The sequence below is a fragment of the Streptococcus sp. UMB1203 genome (assembly GCF_030217725.1).
Taxonomy (GTDB): domain Bacteria; phylum Bacillota; class Bacilli; order Lactobacillales; family Streptococcaceae; genus Streptococcus.
Window position 1 is genome coordinate 1 of the sequence record NZ_JASOOK010000001.1, and the last position, 24,080, is coordinate 24,080.

Genomic DNA, 24,080 nt, shown 5'->3' on the forward strand with positions numbered 1-24,080 from the left:
TATGGGACTTTTTTTCTACACAAAAAAGGCTCCATAAGATCCATAGGGGATTTACCCACTACAAATATTATAGAGCCGATATAATGCGCTTTATTATGAAAAGTTCTAGTAAATTCTTTATAAAATCAACTTCCAGCAGCCTTTTCACTTTTTATTAATAAGTTCTTTCTTCACCTTGGCTAGTCAAGATAACAGGTCCATCTTTCGTAATGACAAATTGGTGTTCATACTGACATGACAATCCACCATCAATGGTCTTATGCGCCCAACCAGTCTTCATATCTGTATCAATTTCCCAGTCACCTGTATTGATCATTGGTTCAATGGTTAAGACCATTCCTTCACGAAGACGGAGTCCACGACCAGCAACACCATAGTTAGGAACCATTGGTTCTTCATGCATAGTTGGGCCAACACCATGACCAACCAAATCACGCACTACACCGTAACCACGACTTTCAGCGTATTCTTGAATGGCTGCACCAATATCACCGATACGATTCCCAATGACGGCTTGCTCAATACCCTTGTACATAGCTTCTTTGGTTACATCCATCAAGTTTTTCACTTCTTCGGACGGTGTACCAACAGCATAAGCCCAACAAGAGTCTGCTAGGCCACCAGAATAGCTCTGAGTGTATTTTTTCATTTGCTCAACATTGTTGAAGTTTAATTTTGAGACATTCAGGTCAGATTTAGCAATTGGACCTCCCAAAACCATATCAACTTTGAGCAAATCACCATCTTTCAAGATATAGTGACGAGGGAAAGCATGAGCCACTTCATCATTAAGAGAGCAACAGGTAGCATAAGGATAGTCCATCATGGCACCGTCAACTCCAATCTGAAGCGGAAGGAAATTTTCTTCCTTACAACGACGGCGAACGTATTCTTCAACTTCCCACATATCTACGCCAGGCTTAATCAAATCACGCAAGCCAATATGGATACTTGCTAAAAAATCACCGGCCTTATCCATAGCTTCGATTTCACGAGCTGATTTTAATGTTATCATTTTTTCTCCTAGTTTCTAATTAATTTTAACGGTTATATTAGCTTTTGAAACAATCTGATGACCATGATAAATATCGTAGTCAATAATAGCTGATCGTCTAGTATGATGGATAATGCGTGCTTGAATGCGCAGTATATCATCAATCTGAACAGCCTGCAAAAAGTAGATTAGCATCTGCTCAATAATAAGATTACGACCACTATTAACAACTAAATCTTGGGTCATGTGGGTCAGAATTTCTGCCAATACACCATTAGCCAAAACTCCGTTTTTCTCAAGCATAAAGGGTTCCACTGTAATGACTACTTCATCATGGTGGTAAGAAAGTTTTTGACCAATCTGCTCAGAAAAAGTTGGTAGAGCCGAAACTTGGGAACGACTCATCTTCTCCATGACATCTCGTCGTGTCACAACTCCAAGCAAGGTTTGATTATTCCGAACAACCGGTACCATTTCAAAGTCTTCTGCAATCATCCGTTGACTCACATTGGCAATATTTGTCGATAATCCAACCAAAAATAGACTACGAGACATGACCTTATCAATTGTGGTACTTGGTGACTTATCACCCGCATCTCTCATAGTAACAACCCCAACAACGACCTGATGTTGATTAATAACAGGGAAACGACTGCTACGATTCTTACGTACCAAGTCCAAATAATCTTTAACAGTGTCAGTCTCTCTCAAAAAACCATACTCATGACTTGGGCGATAAAGTTTCTCAACTGTCAGAATATCAGTCTTGATTTGTACATTTGACAGGGCTTTATTTATCATGGTCGCAATGGTAAAAGTGTCATTCTTACTTCTCAGAACTGGAATTCCTTTTTGATTGGCCAGTTTAAGCACATCATCATGAACCTGAAATCCACCTGTAACCAGAACTGCATTTTCATTTTCCAGCGCTAGTAATTGGATACGCGTACGATCTCCGACAATCAGGAGCCCACCATCGTGAAGGTAGGACAAGATATTTTGTTCAGTCATGGCACCGATTGAAAATTTACTAAATTCTCTCTCTAAACCTTCTTGCCCAGCCAAAACCTCAGAAGAAGTCACTTCTGCAATTTCAGCAAATGTTAATCTTTCGATAGCAACTTTCTGAGATTTAACACGAATAGTACCACTTCTTGGTCGAGTCTCTACTATTCCACGATTTTCCGCTTCCTTGATAGCGCGATAGGCCGTTCCATCACTTACTCCTAGATGGTTGGAAATGCTTCGAACACTGACCCTTTTACCAACCGGTAATTCTTCCAAATAACTTAGAATTTCTTGGTGTTTACTCATTAATTTCTCCCTTTACAAAGCGAAACTCAAGATAATCACGCATTTTCCTCGTATAGCGATCACTTCCTTTAAACTGACGAATCAAGCGAAATCCAGCCTTAAGAGCAACTCGTTGACTGGCTTCATTTTCGAGATGGGTTATAATAGATAATTGTTTTAAACCAAATTCCTCAAAAGAAAGCTGACAAAGTTTTTTAACAACTTCTGTCATAAAACCTTGAGACCACACATCTTTTCTCAAAAAATAACCAAGTTCTGCTTCTTTTTTAATTTCATCTAGCTTTTCAAACTTAATTGAACCAATCATTTTTTCAGTTTTCTTGTCACAAATAGCCCATACTCCTAATGGAGATTTCATAAAATAATTGGCCATTGCATATTGACTTTCTTCCAAACTTGCTTGAGTCGGGAAAATAAATTGGAGATTTTCTGGATTTGAAGCTATCTCATGGAAGTCCTGACTATCACTAAAAAAGAAAGGACGCAAATACAAGCGATCCGTTTCAAAAAAAGAAAACATTGCTAATTTGGTCCAAATATTCATAAACACCTCTACGGTTTATTCTTCAACAAGTGTAATATCCGCTCCTAGATTACGTAATTTTTCAATAATATCTGAATAACCACGTAAGATGAACTCAATATTTGTAATTTCAGTTTTGCCTTCAGCCATTAAACCAGCAATGACAAGTGCGGCCCCAGCTCTAAGGTCAGTAGCTTTTACATTTGCACCACGCAAAACACGTCCACCAGTATATAAAATATGGTCGTTTGTAGTCGTAATATCTGCGTCCATCTTTGCTAGTTCAAAAACATGGTTTACTCGTTTTTCATAAATGGTATCAATAATGGTACCACGCCCCTCTGCTGTTAATAGAAGAGGAGTAATTGGTTGTTGCAAGTCAGTAGCAAAACCAGGATAAGGAGCTGTCTTAATATTGATTGCTTTCAAATTAGACTGTTCTTCGACAAAAATACTGTCCTCAGATACAGTCATTCTCACTCCCATTTCTTCCAACTTAGCAATGAATCCTTCTAGGTGTTCATAAAGAACATTATTAATCCGAATTCCCTTACCAACTGCAGCAGCTAAGGAAATATATGTTCCTGCTTCAATACGGTCTGGAATCACCTGATGACGCGTTCCATGTAATCTGTCAACACCATCAATAATGATGATATTGGTTCCAGCACCACGGATATGGGCACCCATATTATTCAATAGAGTAGCAACGTCAATAATCTCAGGTTCACGGGCTGCATTTTCAATAATAGTACGACCATTTGCTTTAACCGCAGCAATCATCGTATTAATCGTCGCACCCACACTAACCGTATCCATGTAGATACTTGCGCCGTGAAGTCCTGTATCTTTAGCAGATAACTTCATGTTATCTCCCTCGTAGCTAACAGTTGCTCCCATAGCTTCAAAAGCCTTAAGATGTAGATCAATAGGGCGAGGTCCCAGATCACATCCACCAGGTAAGCCAACAGTGGCTTCACCAAAGCGACCTAAAAGACTTCCATAAAAATAATAAGATGCACGAAGACTATTGATTTTCCCATATGGCATTGGAATATTTTGAACACCTCTTGGATCAATCTCTAACACATCATCATAACGCTTAACGGTAGCGCCCATCAATTCCATAATTTCGACAAGACTAGCAACATCGGAAATATCTGGGACACAATCCAAAGTTACCACATCATCTGCCAAAATAATAGCTGGAATCAAAGCTACTACACTATTTTTTGCGCCACTAATGGTAATCTCACCTTGCAGAGGCAAGCCACCATTGATAACAATTTTTCTCATTTTAAATTTTTTATACTCTTTCAAAATTTCTAAAAAGGTCCTACATTAAAGTATATCATAAATTCACCCTTTTTTCCATCATTTTCAATTATATTAGCTGAATAGGATTTATTGGTAACTGAGTTTCTTACAAAGTTTTGCCCATTTTTTGCCCCCTGAACAGAAAAAAAAAGCCCTTCGGATAAAATCCGAGGGACTTAAAACGTTGCTAAATCAACAGCCGAACTTTTGAATTTCATGGTTCGGGATAAAATAGTTCACTGAACTTTTTTATTTTTTAAGGTTGTAGAATGATTTCAATCCACGGTATTCTGCTACTTCACCAAGTTGGTCTTCGATGCGAAGCAATTGGTTGTATTTAGCGATACGGTCTGTACGTGAAAGTGAACCAGTCTTGATTTGTCCTGCGTTAGTTGCAACTGCGATGTCAGCGATTGTTGAATCTTCAGTTTCACCTGAACGGTGTGATACAACGGCAGTGTAACCAGCTTCTTTCGCCATTTCGATAGCGTCGAATGTTTCAGTAAGAGTACCGATTTGGTTAACTTTGATAAGGATTGAGTTAGCAGCACCTTCTGCAATACCTTTTTCAAGGTAAGAAGTGTTTGTTACGAAGAAGTCGTCACCAACCAATTGAACTTTGCCACCAAGACGTTCAGTAAGAGCTTTCCAACCGTCCCAGTCGTTTTCATCCATACCATCTTCGATAGTGATGATTGGGTATTTGTTTACCAATTCTTCAAGGTAGTCGATTTGTTCTGCAGCAGTACGTACAGCTGCTCCTTCACCTTCAAATTTAGTGTAGTCGTAAACTTTACGTTCTTTATCGTAGAATTCTGATGAAGCACAGTCAAATCCGATAAATACGTCTTTACCTGGAACATATCCAGCAGCTTCGATAGCAGCAAGGATAGTTTCAACTCCATCTTCAGTTCCTTCAAAACGAGGAGCGAATCCACCTTCGTCACCTACGGCTGTTTCAAGACCACGAGATTTAAGGATTTTCTTAAGAGCGTGGAAGATTTCAGCACCCCAACGAAGAGCTTCTTTGAATGTAGGTGCACCAGCAGGTACGATCATGAACTCTTGGAAAGCGATTGGAGCGTCAGAGTGAGAACCACCGTTGATGATGTTCATCATTGGAGTTGGAAGAACTTTAGTGTTGAATCCACCAAGGTAGCTGTAAAGTGGGATTTCAAGGTAGTCAGCAGCAGCACGAGCTACAGCGATAGACACACCAAGGATTGCGTTAGCACCCAATTTACCTTTGTTAGGAGTACCGTCAAGTGCGATCATAGCACGGTCGATAGCTTGTTGGTCACGTACATCGTAGCCGATGATTGCTTCAGCAATGATGTTGTTTACGTTGTCAACAGCTTTTTGTGTACCAAGACCACCGTAACGAGATTTGTCACCGTCGCGAAGTTCAACTGCTTCGTGTTCACCAGTAGAAGCTCCTGATGGAACCATACCACGTCCGAAAGCACCTGATTCAGTGTAAACTTCTACTTCAAGTGTTGGGTTACCGCGTGAGTCTAGGACTTCGCGAGCGTAAACATCAGTAATAATTGACATTTTTTACTCTCCTTATGAGTTAAATTTTTTACACCTCTATAATACATTAAAAACCCTCCTTTTTCAAGAAAAAACGTTATCTTTGTGCAAATTTTCCTTAACTTTATAAAGTAATCGCTTTCTTTTGTCTGTTTTATTCTAACTTTTATGATATACTGTTTTCATGACAGATTTATCAAAACAATTACTTGAAAAAGCTCATGGTGGGCCAAAATTAAATCCAGATGAACAAAGACGCTATCTTGGCACTTTTGAGGAAAGAGTTCTTGGATATGCAGATATTGACACAGCAAATAGCCCTCAGTTAGAAAAAGGCTTTTTATCTATTTTAGAAAACCTTCAGGAAAAAGCAGAACCACTATTTGTGAAGATTTCACCAAATATCGAATTTGACAAGCAAGTTTTCTACTTAAAAGAAGCTAAAGAAACTGATAGTCAAGCTACCATTGTATCTGAAGAGCATACTTCTTCTCCTTTTGGCCTGATTATCCACACCAATGCACCCGTTCAAGTAGAAGAAAAGAACCTTCGACTTGCTTTTGCAAAACTTTGGGAAGTTAAAAAGGAAGAACCAGCCAAAACATCCTTATGGAAAAAATGGTTTGGCTAAATCTTGCGCATATTTAATAAATGCCCTATATTGGCAGCCGTGTGCTCCACATAGAGACTGGCATTTTTCAAACTATCTTCTAGAGGTTCACTTTTCTCCAAAATTGAAAAAGCAGCTTGGATATTTTCAAATGGTAAGGGAGGTAAATCTTCAGCAAGACTACCGCAAATAGCAATAACAGGAACTCCGACAGGGGTTCTTTTTGCTACGCCTATAGGCGCTTTACCTGATAAGCTTTGAGGATCTAGCCTTCCTTCTCCTACAATAACCAAGTCAGCATGTGAAACTTTCTTATCAAAGTTGATTAAGTTCAAGCAGGTATCAATTCCAGACACGATATTTGCCTGAGCAAAGGCACACAAACCGCCAGCAATGCCTCCACCAGCTCCTGCTCCTTTAATTTCCAATGTTGCAGGTGAGACTTTTTCATAAAAATCTTGGATTGCCTGATCTACGGCATCAAACATAGTAGGATCTAGGCCTTTTTGCTTGCCAAAAGTGTAAGTCGCACCTTGATGACCACATAAGGGACTTACGACATCTGCTAAAATACGAATTTGAACATCCTCAGGAATTTCATAGCGATTTTCTGTTGAAACATAAGCTAAGTTCAATAAGGATTGACCGCATGCAGGCAAGACATTTCCATCCCTATCATAAAATCGATAACCTAAACCAGCAGCGATCCCAATTCCTCCGTCATTACTGGCCGTGCCACCAACACCGATATAGATATCTTTAATCCCTTTAGCAATGAGATTGCAAATCAACTCTCCAATACCACGAGTTTGGATTTGAAGTGGATTTCGATTCTCCATCGGAATTTTTCCAAGACCAACCAAGTCAGCTACTTCAAAGAGTGCAAGTTCCCCTTTTTGAAAATAGCGCATGGCTTCTTTTTGTCCAAAAGGTCCTGTCACTTGGATCCATTTTTCTTCTAGGTCAAGAGAATGTCGGATAGCATCTACAGTACCTTCTCCCCCATCACCAACAGGGCAGAGGAGACATTCTACATCTGCTATCGATTGTTGGAAGCCTCTTTTTATTGCTTCAGCTACCTGTTGAGCTGTCAAGCTTTCCTTAAATGAATCTGGTGCAATTACAATCTTCATATTTTCCCTCATTCTAAACAGTCAATCAAAGGTAGAGCTTCTAAAAAATCCCTCTTGTCAACATGATGTTGTATTTCTTTTTTGAGTACCTCTTTGGCACAAAAAGCAATTCCCAGTCCTGCTGACTTCAACATTAATAGATCATTGGCCCCGTCACCGATTGCAATCGTTCTTTCTTTAGGAAGTTTTAGTTCCTCTCTCCATTTTTCCAGAGTCTCTTTTTTGACCTGGGGACTGATAATTTGTCCAACTAATTTTCCTGTTAGATGACCGTCTTTATCTTCAAGTTGATTGGCAGAGAAATAGGCAATACCGAGAGATTTTGCTAATCTATCAACTATTGGTGTAAATCCACCGGACACCAGACCAACTTGAATGCCATTCTTTTGGAGAATGGAAATGAATTCCTGGGCATTTGGAGATAGATGAATAGAGTTGAAGACTTTATCAAAGATCGAAATAGAAAGGCCTTCCAACAAGGAAACTCTTTTTCTTAAACTGCTTTCAAAGTCTATCTCTCCTCGCATTGCCCAACTTGTAATCTGAGATATTTCCTCCTCACGACCTACCTCTCTTCCCAAAAGATCAATCACTTCTTCTAGAATTAAGGTTCCATCAACATCCATAACACACAAGCCTTTTACTTGAGACATCAGTTCTCCTCTCTAAACAGCCCAAAAATCGTATGAAGCCATCATACGATTTTATCTATTAATTAACTAAACTATGGTACAAGTCAAGGTATGACTTGCAGGCTGTATCCCATGAGAAATCACACTCCATGGCTTGTTTTTGTAAGTTTCTCCAAACGTCAGGATGATTTCTATACAAGTCTAATGCTGTTTGGAAAGTCCAATTCAACCAGTAAGGTGAAAGATTGTCAAAGCTAAATCCAGTACCGTTTCCTTCGATTGGATTGAAAGCGCGAACGGTATCTCGTAAACCACCAACCTCATGAACCAATGGCAAGGTTCCGTAACGCATAGCCATCATTTGAGACAAGCCACACGGTTCAAAACGACTTGGCATGAGGAAGAGGTCACATGCAGCGTAGATTTCTTGAGCTAGTTTGACATCAAAAGTGATATTTGCTGATAGCTTGTCTGGGTAAATTTGAGCAAACCATGAGAAAGCTCCTTCAAAGGCTGAATCACCAGTTCCCAAAAGAACAATCTGAACATCTTCTTGCAAGATATGGTGCAGACTTTCCACTACCACATCAAAACCTTTTTGACGTGTCAAACGAGAAACAATTCCCACCAGAGGAACATCAGCTCTAACTGGCAAGCCAACTCTCTCTTGTAATTTTGCCTTATTCTTGGCTTTTCCAGACAAATCTTCCTGATTAAAATGATAGTCTAATAGGGTATCGGTCTGAGGATTATAAAGGTCAGCATCAATCCCATTCACGATACCAGAAACTTTACCAGACTCCATTCGAAGAATCTGATCCAAGTTACATCCAAACTGACTAGTCATAATTTCATGAGCATAACTAGGTGAAACGGTTGACACACGATCCGCATAGAGAATACCTGCCTTCATCCAGTTCAGACAGTTGTTCCAGCGAAGGGTGCCATCAGCGTATCGCTCAAAGCCAACTCCAAACAAATCCCATAACATTCCTTCTGAAAATTGTCCTTGGAATTCTAAATTATGAATAGTTAAAACAGTTTTTATTCCTTGATAGGATTGAATCCAACGGTATTTTTCCTTTAACAAGAAAGGAATCATAGCTGTATGGTAGTCATGAACATGGAGAAGGTCGGGAATAAAGTCAATCCTCTCCATAGCCTCAATGGCAGCAAGTTGGAAGAAAGCAAAGCGTTCTCCGTCATCAAAATCACCGTAAACATGACCACGGAAGAAATAATATTGATTGTCAATAAAGTAGAAGGTTACACCATTTAATACTGTTTTCTTAATCCCACAGTACTGTTTACGCCAACCAACGCTCACCTCAAAATGAAGAACATCTTCAATCTGATTGCCAAATTTAGCCTCTACCATGTCATAGTAGGGTAAAATCACTGCAACTTCGTGTCCTGCTTTTACCAGTGATTTTGGAAGAGCGCCAATGACGTCTCCCAAACCACCTGTTTTTGAAAAGGGTGCACCCTCAGCTGCTACAAATAAAATTTTCATGAATGAATATCCTCTGTTACTTTAGCACCTTTCTTAACGACGACTGGATGTTCTGCAGTTCCACGGATCACAACTCCATCCGCAACTTCTACACCCTTGTCCAAGATAGCATATTCGACCTGAGCCCCTTCTCCAATAACAACACGAGGGAAGAGTAGGCTATCTTTAACCAGGCTATCCTTATGGACATGAATATTACGTGATAGAACGGAATTAGCCACTTGACCTTCAATGATACTACCAGAGGCAAACTGAGATGTACTTACCTTAGATGTATTAGCATAATAAGTTGGCTCTTCGTTTTTGACCTTTGTATAAATCTTTTGATTTGGAGTAAAGAGAGAGTAGAATTTTTGCGATTCAAGCATATCTTTGTTAGCTTGGTAATAAGACTCTACAGAATGAATATTTGCCAGATAACCTGTGTACTCATAAGCAAAAGCTCCTTCTTTTGCAGCCAAATCACGTAAAACATAGCGCAATTTCTCTGGATGTTCTTTCTTAGCTTCTTCTTCCAAGCGTTCAATCAACCAAGGTGTATCAACAACAAAGATATCTGTAGACATATTGTAAACTTCATCTGTTGATTTGCTGTCAAAGAGTTTGTGAGAACGAACATGGTCAGTTTCATCCACTTCCAAGATTGCATTGACTTCTGAAATGTCTTTCTTAGCTAGTTTTTTATAAACTACAGTGATAGGCCCTTTTGTTGAACTGTGTAGGTGGAATACTTGGTTCAGATCAATATTAATCAAAACATCACAGTTAAGTGACACTGTTTGGTTTGAGCCGGAACGTTTCAAATAAGTAAGAAGCTGTTGGTAGTATTCTTTTCCAACTGTACTACTTTCCACACGGGTATTGTAAATACCTAGATAGTAGTGGCTAAGAAGAGTTGACAAGCCCCACTCACGACCAGAACGGATATGGTCAAAGACTGAGCTGATATTGTCTTGTTGAAAAATACCGAAAATACTACGCACACCAGCATTAGCAAGACTTGAAAGCGGGAAATCAATCAAACGATATTTACCACCAAATGGCAAACTAGCTACTGGACGGTGGTCGGTCAATGTTGACATATCATGAAAACCAACTGTGTTTCCTAAAATGGCAGAATATTTATCAATCTTCATCTGTTGCTACCCCCACTACTTCATCATATCCTACAACTTGTACTTCTTCTGTTCCATCAATTTCGACACCATCAGAAATAACTGCACCTTCACCAATAATGGCACGTTTGATTTTAGCTCCCTGACCAACAATTGCACCACTCATGATAACTGAATCTACTACTTCTGCCCCTTCGCGAACTTGTGCACCTGTTGAGAGGATAGAATGTTTAACAGTTCCATCTACGAAACAGCCATCAACAACCAAGGAATCTTCCACGTGAGCATTTGCCCCAAGGAAGTTTGGTGGTGAAATTAAGTTTCTTGAGTAAATCTTCCATTGACGGTTACGGCTATCCAAGGCATTTTCTGGAGAAATGTACTCCATGTTGGCTTCCCAAAGTGACTCAATCGTACCAACGTCTTTCCAGTAACCATTAAATTCGTAAGCATAGACACTTTCACCTGACTCAAGGTAATTTGGAATGACATTTTTACCAAAGTCTGACATATCCACATTGCTCTTTTCAGCAGCAACAAGCATATTGCGAAGACGTTGCCAATCAAAGATGTAAATACCCATAGAAGCCTTTGTAGATTTAGGTTGAGCTGGTTTTTCTTCAAATTCAACGATACGATTATTAGCATCTGTGTTCATGATACCAAAACGACTAGCTTCTTTAAGAGGGACATCTAAAACTGCTACTGTCAAGCTGGCATTATTATCCTTGTGAGACTGGAGCATATCATCATAATCCATTTTATAGATGTGATCCCCAGACAGAATCAAGACATACTCAGGATTAACACTGTCGATATAGTCAATATTTTGGTAAATAGCGTGACTAGTCCCCTCAAACCAACGATTTCCTTCACTTGCAGAATAAGGTTGAAGAATAGAGACACCAGAATTGATACCATCTAGTCCCCAGCTTGAACCGTTCCCGATATGGTTGTTGAGAGCAAGTGGTTGGTACTGTGTAATAACTCCAACATTGTTGATACCTGAGTTGGCACAGTTTGAAAGAGCAAAGTCAATGATACGGTAGCGCCCACCAAATTGCACAGCTGGTTTTGCAATGCTTTGAGTGAGTTTACCGAGACGAGTTCCTTGCCCACCAGCAAGAATCAAAGCTAACATTTCATTCTTCATTTTCTACTCCTTTTTGGTTTTTACTTGTGACGGTTTTAGTAGGTTTCAAGCGACGTTTGATTTTCCAAACACTTGCTCCCATAGCTGGTAGGGTAAAGGTCAAGGTCTGCTCATAATCTTTCCATAGTTCTTCTTGCGTTTGCACAGTTTGATTATGTTCTTTCCAAACGCCTCCCCACTCTTCTAACTCAGTATTCCAGACTTCTTCGTAAATCCCTGCAACAGGAAGTCCGATTGTAAAATCTTTTCGTTCAACAGGTGCCATATTAAAGATACAGACTAACATATCATCCTTCTTCCCCTTACGGATGAAGGAAAGAACACTCTGGTCTCTATTATCCGCATCGATGATTTCAATGCCATCATAACTAGTATCAATTTCCCACAGACAGCGGTGGTCTTTGTAAAACTGGTTTAGCTGAGAAGTGAAATACTTCATCTTAGCATTCATTGGATCTTCTAGGTTAGACCACTCCAACTGTTCTTCAGATTTCCATTCTAGGAATTGCCCATATTCACTACCCATGAAGAGCAATTTCTTACCAGGGTGACAAATTTGGTAAGTGTAGAGATTACGCAAGCCTGCGAATTGATTATAACGATCTCCCCACATCTTGTGCATCATACTCTTCTTGCCATGAACCACTTCATCGTGTGAGAATGGTAAGAGATAGTTCTCCTTGAAGACATACATAAAGCTGAAAGTCACCAGGTTAAAGTCATATTTACGATAAATCGGATCTTCTTCGTAGAATCGGAGGATGTCATTCATCCAACCCATATTCCATTTATAGTCAAATCCTAGACCATCTGAATCCTTAGTGTCAGTAATCTGAGTAGCTGATGAACTTTCCTCAGCTATCATCATAACGTCTGGATGAACTAGTTTAATCACATCATTCAAGCGTTGAAGGAAATAATAACCTTCATAGTTGAGATTGCCACCATCTTTATTAGGTGTCCATGGAGCATCATCGTAGTCAAGATAGAGCATGTTGCTAACCGCATCCACGCGAATACCATCTAAATGATAAAAATCAATCCAAAACTTAATACTAGAAATCAAGAAAGACTGGACTTCATTCTTTCCAAGGTCAAAATTGAGTGCTCCCCAACCGTAGTTATGAGCCTTATTATGGTCTTGGTATTCAAAAGTCGGTGTTCCATCATAATAGGCCAAGGCATCATCATTGATAGTAAAGTGACCAGGTACCCAGTCTACAATAACACCTATATTGTTTAAGTGACATTCCTCAACAAAATCTTGAAACTCTTCAGGACGACCATAGGCATGCTCTAGAGCAAAGTAACCCATAAGCTGATAGCCCCAACTCAAACCTAGTGGGTGAGACATCAGGGGCATAAACTCAATGTGAGTATAATTCATCTCAACCAAGTAAGGAATGAGTTCATCTTTCAATTGAGCAAAACTATAGGGGCTGCCATCCGGATTTCTCTTCCAAGAGCCAGCATGAGCCTCATAAATATTGACAGGACGCTCTTCAAAGCTCAAGCGTTTTCTACGGGCTAGCCAGAGGCCATCCTTCCATTTCTTTTCTGGAATATCTGTTAAAATAGCACCAGTCCCAGGTCGGGCCTCATACCGTACAGCCAAAGGGTCAATCTTCATCAGCTGATGACCATTTGCACGTGTGATATGATACTTATAAATTTGACCTTCTTGAGCAAGACTGGTAAAGACTTCCCATACTCCAAATTCATTCCGTTCCATCAGAATTTGATTTTCAACCCAATTGGTGAAATCCCCTACCAAGTGAACAGCCTGAGCATTAGGCGCCCACACACGAAAAGTATAGCCATACTCTCCATTTTTTTCTTCCCTATGAGCTCCCAGATAGTGCTGGAGGTGAAAATTTTCACCTGTCACAAAGGTTTCTAAAGCTTGTTTCTTATCCATACACCCTCCTAATTCTGTAAGCGTTTTCTATAGATTTATTATACTACCTTTTTAGGGAAGATTCAAGTAAATTACGGAATTTGCAAAAAAATCTTTTGAAAGTCTTCAACAAATTCACTGATGTGTTCACTTGTAAATCAAGAAATTTTCAGAAACGATTTGAAAACGAATTGTTTTTTAATAATACTATCATAAAGTTCGTTATTTAGCTAACAAAAATATAATTTTAAGAAAAAAAAAATAAATCAGGAAACGAATCTCCTGATTTTATTAACAGATAAACACCACAAATGAATCTAAATTGTAAATCTATTCTACAAAACTTTAAAGACGCTGGCACTGACGCCACCAACCATATCTTTGTCATTTAAGTGGCTATTGGTCACCAAAAGTTCTAGATTTCCTGCATTTTCAAACTTGAAGTCTTGTCCTTTAGCATTAAAGACAACCAATAAATGTTCTTCCCCATGAATCTCATAGACAATCCAACCACTATGTTCGTGAGCGGAATGAACAAAAACATGATGGTAAATTTCATCATAAGTAGGGTAAGAAAAGGCACTGGTTTCTGTCTTCAATCGTATCATCTGACGGATAAATTCAATACTGTCTTGACGCTCATTAATCAAGTCCCAGTTCACTTGGTTGACACTGTCAGGAGCGTTATAGCTATTCATAGCACGCTCTCTATCATCATGGGTCAACTCACCATTTTCACCAGTCGCATCTAGTTTGGTACGACCAAATTCTTGACCGATTTCCATAAAGGCCATCCCTTGCATGAGCAGATTCATGGCTGTGGCTGTCTCAACCTTACGCATGATTTGCTCGGAACTTTGGTCTGGATGAAGGGTCGCCAATAAATCGTGAAGATTGTAATTGTCATGGGCTTCCACGTAGTTAAGCACTTGATTTGGATGTGTATAGGTTCCTAGTTCACGACTGCCTAGGATTGCTTTGGCAAGAATGGGCTCTGTCGCAGCACCGCTGACAAAACCTGACTTGATAGCACCGTAGACTTCTCCACCTTTAACAGCATCGCGCTGATTGTCATTAAAGAAACCGATGTTTGGCATTTGGTAGGCATTGTCTTTCTTAGCCTTATCATAAGGGGCAAGACCTGTTCCCATATCCCATCCTTCTCCATAAAGGATAATGTTTGGGTCGATTTCATCCAAGCTTTGACGAATCATCTGCATGGTCTTGACATCATGAATCCCCATCAAGTCAAAACGGAAGCCGTCAATATTGTATTCCTGCACCCAGTATAAAAGAGAATCAATCATATACTTGCGGAACATTTCATGTTCACTGGCTGTTTCATTTCCAACCCCCGTTCCATTCTGGAAGGTACCATCTGGATTCATTCGATAATAGTAGTCAGGGACAGTTGTTTGGAAAGGTGCATCAACAACTGAGAAGGTATGGTTATAGACCACATCCATAATAACACCAATACCCGCATCGTGGTAAGCTTGAACCATGGTCTTCAAATCACGAATGACCTGAGCAGGATCATCTGGATTTGTTGAGAGGCTCGTTTCTGGTGAGTTATAGTTTTGTGGGTCATACCCCCAGTTGTAGGTTACATTTCCATCTGCATCATACTCTTTATGACGATCTGCGATTGGTTGCAACTGAACATAATTGTAGCCGATCTTCTTGATGTAATCAAAAGCAGTTGCTTGGCTATACTGGTTAACTGTCCCAGTCTGAGCAGCACCCAAGAACGTTCCTCGAAGATGTTCATCCACACCTGAGGTCGGTGATTTAGTCAAATCACGAATGTGCATTTCACAGATAACTGCCTTACATGGATTTGTCAAACGCCAAGTAGCATCAGAACCGTGCTTAACCTCGAAGTTTTCAACTTGCTTTTCTACATGGCTCAGAATAGCTGAACGTTTGCCATCAGGGCTGGTCGCAATAGTGTACGGATCGCGTGTCAGTGTTTGGTGATGAGGGAATTGGACTTGATACTGATAAGCCTTACCAGTCAAATCTTCCTCAACATCCAAACTCCAGACACCAATAGTATTGTCCTTATGGTTATAAGAGTAGCTATTGCCTCTCTCCATCTCAAAAGTCTTCCAAACAGGTGCATCATTAGTAGCTGATTCATAAACGACAACCTGCACTTCTGTCGCTGTAGGAGCCCAGAGGGCGAAATGAGCCTGATTATCCTCTACACGGCACCCCAATTCACCTTGGTAGCCCCAGTGGTGGTCGAAACTAGCACTATTGATAGCCTTATCAAAGGCAAAAGGATTTTGATTCTTATAGAAAGGACTGGCAATCGCAGGATTTTCAGAGTAATAAATTCTATCATCCCCTTCCAAAATCCAGACCTCTGTTAAGAGAGGATAGTGATTAAAACGGATAGCATATTCTTTACTGGTTTGACCTGTATGAACCACAAAATTCAAGCTTTCTAAGGCATGAGAACTTGGATGTTCAAAACTAAATAAGGCACCAAAATAATCTTCTTTGTAAGTCAGTAGATCAATTCGTTGATCCTGACTTTTTACAAAAGAGCAAGTGTCGTATTCACCATTCTTGCGATGGTAATGAATGCGCATAGGGTAGTTATACATTTTTATTTTTCCTTTTTACTTCTTAATTTCTTTCTATTTTCACTAATAAACTCTTGACCGATTTTGTCACGACTAACAAACATAGTCATACTGTCTAAACTCTGGTTTCAAACTGTAATTACAAGCTTTCTAGCCATGCTTCATCTCGAACTTCAATTCCAAGTTCCTGTGCTTTTTGCAGTTTACTTCCAGCATCTGCACCAGCAACGACAAGGTCGGTCTTTTTAGAAACACTCCCTGTCACCTTGGCACCCAGACTTTCAAGTTTACTTTTAGCTTCTGAGCGTTTGAGACGTTCCAATTTTCCAGTCAATACAACTGTTAATCCTGACAAGGCCGCATCCGCCACTACAGTCTGTCCTTTATAGTTCAAATTGACCCCAGCTTCTTTCAATTCTCTAAGCAGAATTTCAGAGCCCTCTGTCGCAAAATAAGTCTGAAGACTCTTGGCAATCACACCACCAAGACTTTCAATATTAGCCACTTCCTCTGGATCTGCCTGAGCCAGATTTTCAATTGAGTGGAAATGTTGAAGTAAAAGCTGACTGGCCTTACTGCCGACATGACGAATGCCCAAACCAAACAAGAGCTTCTCAGCAGAATTGTCCTTGGAAGCCTGGATGGCCTGATAAAGTTTAGCAGCAGACCTTTCCTTGACACCATCTAAAAGGAGGAAATCTTCTTCTTTCAAGCGGTAAATATCCGCCACGTCCTTAACCAGATTAGCAGCAAATAACTTTTCAACTACTGACGGACCAAGACCTGTAATATTCATGGCATCACGAGAAGCAAAGTGAATCAAACCTTCCATGATTTGAGCAAGGCAACGCGGATTGATACAACGGAGGGCCACTTCATCTTCAAAGTGCAACAAGTCAGAGTCACAACTTGGGCAGTTTGTAGGGATATCTAGTTTCTCTTCAGAAACCCGTTTGGACTCTACCACACGCAAGACGGCAGGGATGATATCTCCAGCCTTATAAACGATAACCGTATCGTCCTTACGAATATCTTTTTCAGCAATATAATCCACATTGTGCAGAGTCGCACGGCTAACAGTTGTACCAGCAAGCTGAACAGGGGTTAAATTTGCAGTTGGAGTCACAACACCTGTACGGCCTACTGTCCAGTCAACCGACAGGAGTTGGGCTTCTTTTTCTTCAGCTGGAAATTTGTAGGCTACAGCCCACTTTGGAGCCTTAACAGTAAAGCCTAGTTCTTCTTGGTTTGCGAGGTCGTTGACCTTGATTACTACTCCATCAATATCGTAAGGCAGATTGTCCCGTTCCTGTCCTACTTCTTGAATAAAATCCCAGATTTCATCTATGTTTTCAGCCAAGATTCGCTTAGGATTGACCACAAAACCAAGCTGTTCTAGGTGCTTCAAAACCCTTTCTTGGCTATCACGAGTTGAAGGGCTGGCTTCTTGATAGAGAAAGGTAGCAAGATTGCGCTTAGCTACTACTGCTGTGTCCAGCTGACGTAGTGTGCCTGCTGCTGCATTACGAGGATTGGCAAATTCAGGCTCTCCATTTTCTTGGCGAGCTTGGTTGACCTGATCAAAAGAAGCACGTGGCATGTAACACTCCCCACGAACTGTGATATCTAGTTCTTCTGGCAAAGTCAAAGGAATGTCCTTAACACGCTTGAGGTTTTCCGTGATATTTTCCCCAACAGAACCATCTCCACGTGTTGCCCCAGCAAGCAAAATCCCCTTTTCATAAGTCAGCGAGATAGATAAGCCATCGATTTTCAGCTCACAAATATAGGTCGGATGAGCCACTTCCTTACGAACACGCGCATCAAAAGCTTCAAGCTCCTCACGTGAAAAAGCATCCTGCAAACTATAAAGAGGATACTGATGACTGTATTTTTCAAAACCATCTAAAACCTTGCCACCAACACGATGGGTCGGACTGTCTGCTAACACTTGATCTGGATAGGCAGTTTCTAACTCAACCAACTCTCGATAAAGGCAGTCATACTCACTGTCTGAAACCGACGGATTGTCGCTGGTATAGTACTCAGTCGCATAGCGATTAAGCAAGGCGACTAACTCATTCATTCTTTTATTCATAAAACCATTTTACCACAAAGTAAGCCCTCCTCACAAACGAGAAGGGCGGAAAACTTAGAAATCTTTACACCTGCTCTGATAATTCTTCCCATTCAAGCATAGCTTCTTCCTGACGGTGGCTGATTTTGTCCAGCTCAGCCTGTAATTCCATCAGTTTGTCGGCATCGTTTGTTTCCAACATTTGTTCAGAAATATCTTGGCTTTGACTTTCTAACTCTTCAATTTCAGCTTCTAGACTTTCGATTTGTCGCATGAGTTTGCGAACTTCTTTTTGACTTTCTTTCTGAGCTTGATAGTCATTAACTGAACTTGATTCTTTTGCTTGATTGCTAGTTGAAGCTTCCTCAGCCTGAATCATTTCTACTTCTGATTTCTTCTCAACATAGTAGTCGTAATCTCCCAGGTAAAGAGTCGAGCCATTCTCTGACAATTCCAGTACATGAGTTGCCACACGATTGATAAAGTAACGGTCGTGACTGACGAATAGAAGAGTTCCATCAAAGTCAATCAAGGCATTTTCCAACACTTCCTTGCTATCAATATCCAAGTGGTTGGTTGGCTCATCCAGAATCAAGAAGTTGTTGTTTTCCATGGACAATTTAGCTAAAAGCAAACGAGCTTTTTCGCCACCAGACAGCATGCCAACTGATTTTTTGACATCATCTCCTGAGAAAAGGAAGGCACCTAGACGGTTACGAATTTCAACTTCCGGTGTCAGTTTAAAATCATTCCAGAGTTCATCTAATACAGTATTACTTGGTGTCAGCTTGCTTTGGGTTTGGTCATAGTAACCAACCTCAACATTGGCGCCAAAGCGCTTTTCACCCTTGATAAAAGGAATCTGGTCCACAATAGACTTGATAAAGGTTGACTTGCCAATACCATTTGGACCAACGATGGCAACAGCATTCATCTTACGAAGGTCTAGGTTGATAGGTTGTGACAATATTTCCCCATCATAGCCAATAGCCGCATTTTCAACAGTCAAAACAACATTGCCCGACGTTTTTTCAGAATGGAAGGTCATATTGGCTGATTTCTTGCCAGCTTCTGGCTTGTCCAAACGCTCCATTTTTTCTAGTTGTTTACGACGAGATTGGGCACGTTTAGTCGTTGAAGCTCGGACTAGATTGCGGTTGACAAAGTCTTCCAGAGCGGCAATTTCCTTTTGTTGCTTTTCATAGTTTTTTGCTTCAGTAGCTAGCTTTTGCTCCTTCAGCTCGACAAAGCGAGAGTAATTGCCCACATAACGATCCAAGGAATGCTTGGTCAAATCAAACGTAATTGTCGCAACCTTGTCCAAGAAATAACGGTCGTGGCTGACGATAATGAGGGCACCGCTATAATTTACCAAGTAATTCTCTAGCCAGGCTATAGTTTCAATATCTAAGTGGTTAGTTGGCTCGTCCAAGACCAAGAGATTTGGCTTTTCAAGGAGCATTTTAGCAAGTGCCAAACGAGTATTTTGACCACCCGAAAGCTCAGCAATTTTCATCTGCCACATAGACTCGTCAAACTTGAATCCATTCAAAATCGCTCGTATATCAGCTTCATAGGTAAAGCCACCTGCCTGACGAAAATTTTCAGATAAGCGGTCGTAATCTGACATCAGTTTATTCAAATCATCACCAGACTTTTGACCCATCTCTAACTCCATCTGACGCAGTTGTTTTTCCGTCCGAAGCAAGTCATCAAAGACATGCAGCATCTCATCATAGATGGTATTTTCAGACTCAAAACGGCTATCTTGGGCTAGGTAAGACAGAGAAATATCTTTTTTCTTATTGATTTCTCCACTAGTTGGCTCCTCTTCTCCAACTAAGATCTTTAAAAGAGTAGACTTACCTGCACCATTTTTCCCAACAAGGGCTATCCGATCACGTTCATCAACCTGCAGATTAATATTATCGAAAAGAACCTCTCCTGCAAAAGAACGTTCAATTTTATTAGCTTGTAAAATAATCATACAAACAGTATAGCATGTTTCCCTAAGGCATTCAAGACTTGATAAATCAGCATATGACACCACTATTCTGAAAATTATGCTAAGGTTTTACTAAAACGCTAAAAAGTGCTATAATGTGAACGGTTAAAACAATTTACAAAAGGAGAATTTTAATGTCTTACCAAGAAAATTACCAGAAATGGGTTGATTTTGCGGAGCTTCCTGACTACCTTCGTCAAGATTTGGAAAATATGGATGAAAAAACGAAGGAAGATGCCTTCTATACAAACCTTGAATTTGGTACTGCAGGTATGCGTGGCCTGATTGGTGCTGGTACAAACCGCATCAACATCTACGTTGTTCGCCAAGCTACTGAAGGATTGGCTCGTTTGATTGAGTCAAAAGGTGGAAATGAAAAAGAACGTGGTGTAGCAATCGCCTACGATAGCCGTCACTTCTCACCTGAGTTTGCCTTTGAATCTGCGGCAGTTCTTGCTAAACACGGTATCAAATCTTACGTTTTTGAAAGCCTTCGTCCAACTCCAGAACTATCATTTGCAGTTCGTCACCTCAACTGTTTCGCAGGTATCATGGTCACAGCTAGCCACAACCCTGCACCATTTAACGGATACAAGGTTTACGGTGAAGACGGTGGACAAATGCCTCCACACGATGCAGACGCTTTGACTACTTATATCCGTGCAATCGAAAATCCATTTGCAGTTGAAGTTGCTGATGTGGAAGCTGAAAAAGCTTCTGGCTTAATTGAAGTTATCGGCGAAGCTGTCGATGTAGAATACCTCAAAGAAGTCAAAGATGTGAACATCAACCCAGCCTTGATTGAAGAATTTGGTAAAGACATGAAAATTGTCTACACACCACTTCATGGTACTGGTGAAATGTTGGCTCGTCGTGCTCTTGCCCAAGCAGGATTTGACTCTGTTCAAGTTGTTGAAGCGCAAGCAACTGCTGATCCTGACTTCTCAACTGTAAAATCTCCAAACCCAGAAAGCCAAGCAGCCTTTGCCCTTGCTGAAGAACTTGGTCGTCAAGTTGGTGCAGACGTTCTTGTCGCAACTGACCCTGATGCTGACCGTGTTGGTGTTGAAGTTCTTCAAAAAGATGGTAGCTACCTTAACCTTTCAGGTAACCAAATCGGTGCTATCATGGCTAAATACATCTTGGAAGCCCACAAAAACGCTGGAACTCTTCCAGAAAACGCAGCCCTTTGCAAATCTATCGTATCAACTGACTTGGTAACGAAGATTGCTGAAAGCTACGGCGCAACCATGTTCAACGTTTTGACAGGTTTCAAATTCATTGCTGAAAAAATCCAAGAATTCGAAGAAAAACACAATCACACTTACATGATGGGATTTGAAGAAAGCTTCGGTTACTTGATTAAACCATTTGTACGTGATAAAGATGCTATCCAAGCCGTTCTTGTCGTTGCAGAACTTGCTGCCTACTACCGTTCACGTGGTTTAACACTAGCTGACGGTATCGAAGAAATTTACAAAGAGTACGGCTACTATGCAGAAAAGACAATTTCTGTTACCCTTTCAGGTGTCGATGGTGCTGAACAAATCAAAGCGATTATGGCTAAATTCCGCAACAATGCTCCAAAAGAATGGAATGCAACAGCTATCACTGTCGTAGAAGACTTCAAGGCTCAAACAGCTACTGCTGCTGATGGCACTGTTACAAACTTGACAACTCCTCCAAGTGATGTGTTGAAATACACACTTGCTGACGGTTCATGGATTGCTGTTCGCCCTTCAGGTACAGAACCAAAAATCAAGTTCTACATTGCAGTTGTAGGTGAAACTAACGAAGAATCACAAGCTAAGATTGCTAACATTGAAGCAGAAATCAATGCTTTTGTAAAATAAGGTCCTATAAAAGATGAGACTAACTAATCTCATCTTTTTTTCGTATCAAATCTAAGCAATTTTAGAAACTTTATGGCATACTAGACTTATCAATGAAAGCGAGGTAATCTCATGGAACAATTTTTAGATAATATCAAAGACCTTGAAGTCACTACAGTTGCGCGTGCGCAAGAAGCTCTTGATAAAAAAGAAACTGCAACCTTCTTTATCGGTCGCAAAACTTGCCCTTACTGCCGTAAATTTGCTGGTACCTTGGCAGGTGTCGTAGCTGAAACTAAAGCCCACATCTACTTCATCAACAGTGAAGAACCAAGCCAACTCAATGAGTTGCAAGAATTCCGCTCACGCTACGGAATCCCAACTGTACCAGGCTTCGTTCACATTGCGGATGGACAAATCAATGTCCGTTGCGACTCTTCAATGTCAGCACAAGAAATCAAAGAATTTGCAGGATTGTAAAAAAGCCACTCATCGAGTGGTTTTTAAATGGTCAAAATTACGTTTTTTCAAGCAAATCTTGTATCATCCGATGCAGTTCTTCGATTTTCTCAGATTGTTTCTCTATTAATATTCTTTGGCTCGATAATTCGTCTTGGAGTTTATCAAGTTTTATCTGTTCAACTGGATTATCTTTTACAAAAAAGTTCGTAAAGGCACTTGTTAACATTCCTATTGTACTAATCCCTACCAACATTAATAAAACAGCTAGCCATTTCCCAAAAAGGGAAACTGGAACAATATCACCATAACCAACAGTGGTTACTGTCACAAGAGCCCACCAAAGACTATCTGAGAAAGATTTTTCTTCAACTACAGATAAAATTGAACTTCCTACTAGAACAATAAAAATATTAACATACAAGATATAAATCAGGCCATTTGTCCGTAAGAATCTACTAATATTTCTTTCTAATTTACCTGTAAGTCCAATTATTCTAAGTAAACGAGTCAGTTTCAGTAATTTTGTCAGCCTTGCTAAGCGGAAGATACGCCCTAATCGCAATACTGTAAAAATAGCATTTAAAGGAAGGATAGCTAACAAGTCAAAGATATTTTCAAGTATAAACCTCCATTTTGCTTTACTTGAAAAGAACCGCCAACCATAATCTACCACAAACACAAACCAAAGTAGCAAGTCAATAATACTGTATGGAGGACTGTCTAAATCAATCATCTCAGCAAATCCAAGTAATACCAGAATAACAGAGATTAAAGCAAGTAAAATAATTGTTGTATCATAATAATCTGCAAAAAACCATTTTTTCTTCAAATTTTACTCTCCTCACTTTCTATACTGTTATTACTCAACTTTAATTCAATAAATATCTCTCCGATGACCAACTTCTAAAGTAGCAATGACTAATTCATCATCTACAATTTGTACGATAACTCGATAATTACCAATTCTATAGCGCCATTGACCAACGCGATTACCAACCAAAGCCTTTCCGTGTCGTCTTGGGTCTTCCAAAACATTGGTTTGTAAATAGTTTGTAATTATCTTCTGCGTATAACGATCCAATTTTTTCAATTGCTTGATGAAACGTCTTGTTGGAACTAATTTATACAAATTATTCATCCTCCAAGCCTAAATCATGCATCATTTCTTCCCAAGTAATGGGTTCAACTCCTTTTTCCAAGTCTTCTAAATACTCTTGATAGGCTAAATCTGCCACACGAGCATCGTATTCATCTTCTAGAGCTTCAAGAGTTTTGGTGCGGATAAGTTCCGACAGGGAAACTCCTTCAAACTTAGCCATTGCTTTCATAAATGTTTTGTCAGCTTCAGAAACTTTTAATGTAATAGTAGTCATTTT

The 24,080-nt window shown here is 40.0% G+C and carries 20 protein-coding genes; 3 read left to right on the forward strand and 17 right to left on the reverse strand.

Annotated features, from left to right (window positions below; all coding sequences use genetic code 11):
* Window positions 1–154: 154 nt before the first annotated feature.
* The 5 genes from QP439_RS00005 to eno form a co-directional block, all read right to left on the reverse strand.
* Window positions 155–1,015 carry a methionyl aminopeptidase gene (locus QP439_RS00005; RefSeq protein WP_285386802.1) on the reverse strand — a complete coding sequence of 287 codons (861 nt, stop codon included), beginning with the start codon at window positions 1,013–1,015 and terminating at the stop codon, window positions 155–157.
* 15 nt (window positions 1,016–1,030) lie between these two features.
* Entirely contained in the window at window positions 1,031–2,308 is a 1,278-nt protein-coding gene (gene spxR, locus QP439_RS00010; RefSeq protein WP_000033834.1) for a CBS-HotDog domain-containing transcription factor SpxR, read from the reverse strand.
* Window positions 2,301–2,852 carry a GNAT family N-acetyltransferase gene (locus QP439_RS00015; protein WP_261082876.1) on the reverse strand — a complete coding sequence of 184 codons (552 nt, stop codon included), beginning with the start codon at window positions 2,850–2,852 and terminating at the stop codon, window positions 2,301–2,303. Before QP439_RS00015 ends, spxR begins: the two co-directional genes overlap by 8 nt.
* A 15-nt stretch (window positions 2,853–2,867) precedes the next feature.
* The gene (murA, locus tag QP439_RS00020) at window positions 2,868–4,127 is read right to left on the reverse strand and encodes a UDP-N-acetylglucosamine 1-carboxyvinyltransferase (RefSeq protein ID WP_020902835.1); all 1,260 of its coding nucleotides are present in this window, start codon (window positions 4,125–4,127) and stop codon (window positions 2,868–2,870) included.
* Window positions 4,128–4,397: 270 nt separating this feature from the next.
* Window positions 4,398–5,702, reverse strand: a complete 1,305-nt coding sequence (gene eno / locus QP439_RS00025) for a surface-displayed alpha-enolase (RefSeq protein ID WP_000022824.1) — start codon at window positions 5,700–5,702, stop codon at window positions 4,398–4,400.
* Window positions 5,703–5,865: 163 nt separating this feature from the next.
* Here eno and QP439_RS00030 point away from each other — a divergent pair, with 163 nt between their 5' ends.
* Entirely contained in the window at window positions 5,866–6,312 is a 447-nt protein-coding gene (locus tag QP439_RS00030; protein ID WP_261250975.1) for a DUF1694 domain-containing protein, read from the forward strand.
* Here the strand turns inward: QP439_RS00030 and QP439_RS00035 are convergent.
* From QP439_RS00035 to QP439_RS00075, 9 genes are all read right to left on the reverse strand, one after another.
* The gene (locus tag QP439_RS00035; RefSeq protein ID WP_261080898.1) at window positions 6,309–7,424 is read right to left on the reverse strand and encodes a glycerate kinase; all 1,116 of its coding nucleotides are present in this window, start codon (window positions 7,422–7,424) and stop codon (window positions 6,309–6,311) included. The genes QP439_RS00030 and QP439_RS00035 overlap by 4 nt on opposite strands.
* 8 nt (window positions 7,425–7,432) lie before the next feature.
* On the reverse strand, window positions 7,433–8,077 hold the full coding sequence (serB, locus tag QP439_RS00040; RefSeq protein WP_285386803.1) for a phosphoserine phosphatase SerB: 645 nt from the start codon (window positions 8,075–8,077) through the stop codon (window positions 7,433–7,435).
* Between the two features lie 58 nt (window positions 8,078–8,135).
* Window positions 8,136–9,569, reverse strand: a complete 1,434-nt coding sequence (gene glgA, locus QP439_RS00045) for a glycogen synthase GlgA (protein ID WP_285386804.1) — start codon at window positions 9,567–9,569, stop codon at window positions 8,136–8,138.
* Entirely contained in the window at window positions 9,566–10,705 is a 1,140-nt protein-coding gene (glgD, locus tag QP439_RS00050; RefSeq protein ID WP_285386805.1) for a glucose-1-phosphate adenylyltransferase subunit GlgD, read from the reverse strand. The genes glgA and glgD overlap by 4 nt, the downstream gene beginning before the upstream one ends.
* Window positions 10,695–11,837: a glucose-1-phosphate adenylyltransferase gene (locus tag QP439_RS00055; RefSeq protein WP_020902830.1), complete on the reverse strand. Its 1,143-nt coding sequence runs from the start codon at window positions 11,835–11,837 to the stop codon at window positions 10,695–10,697. Before QP439_RS00055 ends, glgD begins: the two co-directional genes overlap by 11 nt.
* Window positions 11,827–13,755 carry a 1,4-alpha-glucan branching protein GlgB gene (glgB, locus tag QP439_RS00060; RefSeq protein ID WP_049491444.1) on the reverse strand — a complete coding sequence of 643 codons (1,929 nt, stop codon included), beginning with the start codon at window positions 13,753–13,755 and terminating at the stop codon, window positions 11,827–11,829. The genes QP439_RS00055 and glgB overlap by 11 nt, the downstream gene beginning before the upstream one ends.
* A gap of 314 nt (window positions 13,756–14,069) precedes the next feature.
* Complete coding sequence (gene pulA, locus QP439_RS00065; RefSeq protein ID WP_285386807.1) at window positions 14,070–16,349, reverse strand: type I pullulanase; 2,280 nt, start codon at window positions 16,347–16,349, stop codon at window positions 14,070–14,072.
* 118 nt (window positions 16,350–16,467) lie between these two features.
* Window positions 16,468–18,426, reverse strand: a complete 1,959-nt coding sequence (gene ligA, locus QP439_RS00070) for an NAD-dependent DNA ligase LigA (RefSeq protein WP_285386808.1) — start codon at window positions 18,424–18,426, stop codon at window positions 16,468–16,470.
* Window positions 18,427–18,490: 64 nt separating this feature from the next.
* Window positions 18,491–20,392 (reverse strand): ABC transporter ATP-binding protein, encoded by a 1,902-nt coding sequence (locus tag QP439_RS00075; protein WP_285386809.1) that lies wholly within the window; start codon window positions 20,390–20,392, stop codon window positions 18,491–18,493.
* 152 nt (window positions 20,393–20,544) lie between these two features.
* On the opposite strand from QP439_RS00075, the gene QP439_RS00080 reads away from it, so the two are divergent.
* On the forward strand, window positions 20,545–22,263 hold the full coding sequence (locus QP439_RS00080; protein WP_000121686.1) for a phospho-sugar mutase: 1,719 nt from the start codon (window positions 20,545–20,547) through the stop codon (window positions 22,261–22,263).
* A 111-nt stretch (window positions 22,264–22,374) separates the two neighbouring features.
* Complete coding sequence (locus tag QP439_RS00085) at window positions 22,375–22,722, forward strand: thioredoxin (RefSeq protein ID WP_000434637.1); 348 nt, start codon at window positions 22,375–22,377, stop codon at window positions 22,720–22,722.
* Between the two features lie 37 nt (window positions 22,723–22,759).
* Here the strand turns inward: QP439_RS00085 and QP439_RS00090 are convergent, their stop codons facing one another.
* From QP439_RS00090 to relB, 3 genes are read right to left on the reverse strand one after another with little or no spacing between them, the layout of a single operon-like run.
* Window positions 22,760–23,533 (reverse strand): potassium channel family protein, encoded by a 774-nt coding sequence (locus tag QP439_RS00090; protein WP_285386811.1) that lies wholly within the window; start codon window positions 23,531–23,533, stop codon window positions 22,760–22,762.
* A gap of 45 nt (window positions 23,534–23,578) precedes the next feature.
* Window positions 23,579–23,833: a type II toxin-antitoxin system RelE family toxin gene (locus QP439_RS00095; RefSeq protein ID WP_004239453.1), complete on the reverse strand. Its 255-nt coding sequence runs from the start codon at window positions 23,831–23,833 to the stop codon at window positions 23,579–23,581.
* Between the two features lies 1 nt (window position 23,834).
* On the reverse strand, window positions 23,835–24,077 hold the full coding sequence (gene relB, locus QP439_RS00100) for a type II toxin-antitoxin system RelB family antitoxin (protein WP_000208079.1): 243 nt from the start codon (window positions 24,075–24,077) through the stop codon (window positions 23,835–23,837).
* Window positions 24,078–24,080 lie beyond the last annotated feature (3 nt).

Coding starts and splice junctions, on each gene's coding strand:
- QP439_RS00005 (WP_285386802.1), bottom strand. CDS start 1,015: ATGATAACATTAAAATCAGCTCGTGAAATCGAAGCTATGGATAAGGCC.
- spxR (WP_000033834.1), bottom strand. CDS start 2,308: ATGAGTAAACACCAAGAAATTCTAAGTTATTTGGAAGAATTACCGGTT.
- QP439_RS00015 (WP_261082876.1), bottom strand. CDS start 2,852: ATGAATATTTGGACCAAATTAGCAATGTTTTCTTTTTTTGAAACGGAT.
- murA (WP_020902835.1), bottom strand. CDS start 4,127: ATGAGAAAAATTGTTATCAATGGTGGCTTGCCTCTGCAAGGTGAGATT.
- eno (WP_000022824.1), bottom strand. CDS start 5,702: ATGTCAATTATTACTGATGTTTACGCTCGCGAAGTCCTAGACTCACGC.
- QP439_RS00030 (WP_261250975.1), top strand. CDS start 5,866: ATGACAGATTTATCAAAACAATTACTTGAAAAAGCTCATGGTGGGCCA.
- QP439_RS00035 (WP_261080898.1), bottom strand. CDS start 7,424: ATGAAGATTGTAATTGCACCAGATTCATTTAAGGAAAGCTTGACAGCT.
- serB (WP_285386803.1), bottom strand. CDS start 8,077: ATGTCTCAAGTAAAAGGCTTGTGTGTTATGGATGTTGATGGAACCTTA.
- glgA (WP_285386804.1), bottom strand. CDS start 9,569: ATGAAAATTTTATTTGTAGCAGCTGAGGGTGCACCCTTTTCAAAAACA.
- glgD (WP_285386805.1), bottom strand. CDS start 10,705: ATGAAGATTGATAAATATTCTGCCATTTTAGGAAACACAGTTGGTTTT.
- QP439_RS00055 (WP_020902830.1), bottom strand. CDS start 11,837: ATGAAGAATGAAATGTTAGCTTTGATTCTTGCTGGTGGGCAAGGAACT.
- glgB (WP_049491444.1), bottom strand. CDS start 13,755: ATGGATAAGAAACAAGCTTTAGAAACCTTTGTGACAGGTGAAAATTTT.
- pulA (WP_285386807.1), bottom strand. CDS start 16,349: ATGTATAACTACCCTATGCGCATTCATTACCATCGCAAGAATGGTGAA.
- ligA (WP_285386808.1), bottom strand. CDS start 18,426: ATGAATAAAAGAATGAATGAGTTAGTCGCCTTGCTTAATCGCTATGCG.
- QP439_RS00075 (WP_285386809.1), bottom strand. CDS start 20,392: ATGATTATTTTACAAGCTAATAAAATTGAACGTTCTTTTGCAGGAGAG.
- QP439_RS00080 (WP_000121686.1), top strand. CDS start 20,545: ATGTCTTACCAAGAAAATTACCAGAAATGGGTTGATTTTGCGGAGCTT.
- QP439_RS00085 (WP_000434637.1), top strand. CDS start 22,375: ATGGAACAATTTTTAGATAATATCAAAGACCTTGAAGTCACTACAGTT.
- relB (WP_000208079.1), bottom strand. CDS start 24,077: ATGACTACTATTACATTAAAAGTTTCTGAAGCTGACAAAACATTTATG.